We start from the raw sequence: 509 nt of genomic DNA, 5'->3' as shown, positions 1-509 counted from the left end.
TCCCCGGCGGCCCGCGTCGTCAAGCGCGACGGCAACCACGCGCCGTTCGACCCCGACAAGATTCACACGGCGATACGCCAGGCCGGTGCAGCAACCGGCGAATTCGGCAACGAGGCCGCGGCGACCCTCACTCGAGAAGTGATCGCCCGGCTCGCGGAGACAGGGGACGGGGATGCCGAAATCGGCGTCGAGACCATCCAGGACGCCGTCGAACGCGAACTCGCCGGGACCGGACACTTCACCACCGCACGCGCCTATATCGCCTACCGCGAACAGCACGCCCGGCTGCGGCGGGACCGGCACACGCTCGTCGATGTCGAGCGGACCATCAACGAATACCTCGGACGCGAAGACTGGCGGATCAACGCCAACGCGAACCAGGGCTACTCCCTCGGCGGACTGATCCTGAACGTCTCCGGCAAGGTCGTAGCCAACTACTGGCTCAGCCATGTCTACCCCGCGGAGATCGGTGAGGCTCACCGCCGCGGCGATATCCACATCCACGACCT

The 509-nt window shown here is 66.8% G+C and carries 1 protein-coding gene; it reads left to right on the top strand.

What is annotated here, in order from left to right; genetic code table 11:
* Positions 1-509 (top strand): anaerobic ribonucleoside-triphosphate reductase (gene nrdD, locus G7A99_RS24690; RefSeq protein WP_240466418.1); only part of this gene is annotated, 509 nt, incomplete at both ends.

Source organism: Arhodomonas sp. KWT, from assembly GCF_010993615.1.
The sequence above is the reverse complement of the archived record's forward strand: the minus strand, read 5'-3'. Positions and strand labels throughout refer to the sequence as shown.